The 4,086-nt window shown below is 49.5% G+C and carries 2 protein-coding genes; one reads left to right on the top strand and one right to left on the bottom strand.

Going from position 1 to position 4,086, the window contains the following annotated elements; all coding sequences use genetic code 11:
* Positions 1 to 285 precede the first annotated feature (285 nt).
* Positions 286 to 1,827 (top strand): glycosyltransferase family 39 protein, encoded by a 1,542-nt coding sequence (locus ADK28_RS21900; RefSeq protein WP_048796643.1) that lies wholly within the window; start codon positions 286 to 288, stop codon positions 1,825 to 1,827.
* A 733-nt stretch (positions 1,828 to 2,560) separates the two neighbouring features.
* Here the strand turns inward: ADK28_RS21900 and ADK28_RS21895 are convergent.
* Positions 2,561 to 3,742: a hypothetical protein gene (locus tag ADK28_RS21895; RefSeq protein WP_048796642.1), complete on the bottom strand. Its 1,182-nt coding sequence runs from the start codon at positions 3,740 to 3,742 to the stop codon at positions 2,561 to 2,563.
* Between the last annotated feature and the right edge of the window lie 344 nt (positions 3,743 to 4,086).

The raw sequence follows: 4,086 nt of genomic DNA, 5'->3' as shown, positions 1-4,086 counted from the left end.
CCCCATGGAGCCTATCGTGCGCAAATCCAGATTCCTGCTCGTGACCTTGCTGTGCCTGTGCGCCGCTGCCGTGCTGTACGTTATGGCATATCGGGCACTGGGGCATTACCTCAGCGACGGCGAGAAGGCCTACCCGGATATCAGCGTTGAAATTCGCTGAGGGCCGTGCGGCCTGAAGGGGACTGCGCCGATTTTTTCGCACTGATTTACCCGCCATTTACCCGCCGTCGGCAATGATGACGCTGCGTCTCCACATTGTGTGGTTCTTTTGGGCGGAATGCGGTTATGTCACTGCAGCAGGTATCGAATGTTTCTTTGAGCAACAACGGCTTAAAGGGCATCGGTTACAAACATTATGCGTTGGCGATCGTGGCGTTTTCGGCGCTCGTACGGTCTATTTCCTTAACGGACAGGTATTTTTGGTGCGATGAAGCCTCCAGCGTGCTGACCAGCCGTTACGATGTGGGCGCTTTGCTCTATCACGCTTCCTTCGATGTTCACCCGCCGTTTTATTACCTGCTGCTGCATGGCTGGATGGCGCTGTTTGGCGACGGCATTCTGGCGGCTCGCTCGCTGAGTCTGGTGTTCGGCGTGATGACGGTGGCGCTGGCGATGCGCTTTACCCGTTGGCTGGCCAATGAGCGGGCGGCGCTGATCGCGGGATGGCTGATGGCGATCATGCCGATGGCGGTGCGCTACAGCCAGGAGGCGCGCATGTATGCGCTGATGGGGCTGCTGGCGATCGCCGCCGCCATGGCGTTGGCGAAGTGGCTGAAAACGCCGGATAACCGCCGTTATCTGGCGCTGTATGCGTTAGTGATGACGCTAAGCTTTTATACCCATTACTTCACGATTTTCACGCTGATCGCTCACTGGATGGTGCTGCTGGCGCTGTCGTGCCGCCGCGAAGGCGAACGTTACATCAAACGGCCGGCGTGGTGGTTGGCCAATGCGGCGATCGGGATGGCCTATATTCCCTGGCTGCTGGCGCTGTTCAATCTGCTGGCGCATATCGCCGAACTGCGGGTCGGCGGCGACGTCGGTTGGATCCCTCGGGTTTCCTGGGGCGATCTGCCGGCGATGTATTGGCGTTTTCTCACTGGGCATGATGGCAGCAACTATCCCATGGCCATTCTCTGGCTGTTGCCGGCGCTGTTTGTCGCGTTGTGTTCATTGCTGCTGTGGCGGCGGGAGACGCCGAGAACATTCTCTCTGTTGTTGCTTGGCGGGATTCTGATACCGGTGACGCTGGTATTCGCCATTTCCTGGCGCTCGCCGCTGTTTGTCGATCGCTACCTCTATTCGGCCGCGCTCGGCATCCCGTTGGTGTTGGGCGTGCTGATCGCCGGAACGAAAAGCCGAGTGCGCGGGATCTCTTTGCTGCTGTTCTTCAGTTTGTTGTTCGGTTGCGGTGTGCGTAACGATTATCCGGTCGAGAAAGATGAGTTCAAGGTGATGGTGCACTACATCAACAGCCACTATCAGCTCAACGATGCGGTGGTGGTCAGCAACATGTTCAACTACCTGAGTTATGTGTATTACAACAAGAAGGGCTATCGCGCCTTGCTGTACACGCCGGCCAGGCCCAACGGCATCTCGGGTAAGCCCAACGCCTATGGTTTCGGTACCTTTTTCCACGATCGGGCGGCGCAGACCTACGTCGATAAGCTCAGCGCCTTATCGAAAGGCCATCGCCGGATTTGGCTGGTCAGCGGCGGCGATTTCAACCAGGACTTCGGCCGTTCGCCGCCGGGTTGGGTCAACACCGCTACCTTCAAGAGCGGCGGTTTTGAGTCGCGCCTGTTCGTGGTGCGCGACACCAGATAGCCGGATAAATGCCCTTTGTCTTGAAGATCCCCCACACGCCGATAGTTTTTCGCCGCTACCGGAGTGTGGGAAATACCTGGAGGCCGATAATCCTGGCGGAAACGTCAATCGCCGCACATAGATGCCTTGATAACGTTGCCCCCCGCAACTGCCGCAGTGGCGTTACCTCGAGACGGGGGTTCTCTTTGCGCGGCTGAGATTGGCCCTCTTTTCTCTCCCGTCGCAATTTTGGCGCCATCACTTTCGCCCGGAACGCCGAACTGGCCTCGGCGACGCGCTCATCGCGGCCCAGCGGTGGCAAAAAACCTCGCCGAAGCGAGGGTTTTGTGTACTAGGTTACGCTAACTCATTAAATTAAATAAAGGTAAGCAAGATAGACGATAACAGCAAAAGCCAATGCACTGTATCGCAGGACATCGTATCGCAAGCGGCGCTTGTTTATTCTCACGCCTCCTCCATTCAGTCAGTCTGCCACGGTTTCGATGAACCATTATGAAATATAGATGTGAAACTCATACCGGATTGTATTTTTTTGTATTTTGACGTCCGGAGCAAGGTGATGGCTCTACCGTTAATGGCCTGAAAGTGAAGAGGTGAGCGGCACGGTTAACTAGATATGATGCTCATGGTTAGCATGAAAGTGATAAAAGAAGGGGAGTCTAGGGGGCATCAATGCTAGAAAGGCGCTTATATGAGCCGGGGTTAACCTATGGCTCATATAAGCGATGGGATTTTATTTCGATATGGGTACGTTCACCGAGGTGTTAAGAGACCGGGCCGGGAGTTTTCTTTTGACGTAATATTTATCGGTCAGAATGTAATAATAAATGGCGATAACAAAACCATCTATCGTAAACAGCGAGACGGTAGACGTGAAGATGATCAAAAGAATCAGATCGAAACTTTTGAAGTTCAAGACCTGTAGTCCTATGGCTGCCATGATGAAGCCGAGCACGCCCAGGTTAATAAATATACCGTTCATGCCTACATTGGGCGTGAATCCTGCCCCGCCGCCACGAGAGATCAAATAATTGACCATACCCATTTTTGAGTTGTCAAAGCAGCTGTAATCATCGGTACAACCAAAGAAGAGACTTTTTACATCCATATACTGAATCATATAAGAGGCTGACAGTCTGTGCGCGATTGACTCATTAGGGATGTAAAAGTTGGGATCGCCAATGTTTAAATAAGTGGCAAATGATACCAGCGATAAGAAAAATACGGCATAGGTGATCGTTACTGGGATCTTGTTTATTATCCGTTTTAGAGGATAAAGGATGCCAATGATCAACAGTGAGAAGGATACTTTTGACAGACTGCATAGAAAACCTGCTGCGAACAGCGCATATTCTTTCTTCTTCACATTGCCTTCGCGCAGCCTTATCAAGAACACGACGGCAAGCAGCGAGGCAAAGAAACCCGCTTCCCGGGATAAACCAGACATGCGAGGGAAAAGGATGATAGCAAATTGGTTGCTCGAGGTTTTGGTTGCGAACTGCCCCCAGATTAATTGGGAGAGATTTTTAGGCCCCATTGCCAACGCCAGCGATTTGTCGACGAAAAATGCCGTAAATTGCATTAGGCACCATACCAAGGAAATTAAAAAGCTAAAGTAGACTTTTCGGGATATTTCATTGCGCATTGTGACAAAGTAGAAAATTCCCAATGCCAGAACTGCAGACTTTATTGCAATGGTGGGATTTATTGTGATTAAACAAGTCGCCATCCAAATGAACAAAAATGCAATCGTCTTGCGACTGATGGTTTGCATTCGACTAAGGAATGTTGTGTCGGCGAAAATTAATAATATCCATAAATAAAAGGTCATTCCTGATATATATGGGTTAAATGGTACCGCAATGAAAAATAGTGCAATCATCCAACGCAGTGTTTCATTATAAAAACGCTTCATGAAAAAATTCCCTTTCATAACAAGCACGCCAAAGCGTCTTTGGCTAATTTTTTTTTGAATTTATAAAACTCTATTTTACCTAGAATGGCATTGCATTGTCTGGTTTGTTTTTAGCTTATGGTTTATTTAGTGTTAATAACTGATTTTTTGATTTTGTATGGTGCTTTATTCTATCTTGTTGTTTGTTTTGATGCTTAAAACAGATTTATAACCTGGTTTGTTTTGATTAAAAAATAACCAAAAAATCAGACGTCAATAAGGTTAATCTGTAATTTTTTCGATAAATAAGACGTTGGTTTCAGTGTATGATGGGCTTTGTTGAATAAATCGAACTTTTAGGTGAT

The sequence above is a fragment of the Serratia sp. 506_PEND genome (genome assembly GCF_001076875.1).
In the GTDB taxonomy this organism is placed as follows: Bacteria; Pseudomonadota; Gammaproteobacteria; order Enterobacterales; family Enterobacteriaceae; genus Serratia; species Serratia marcescens.
This window is presented reverse-complemented; position numbering and strand designations above follow the sequence as displayed.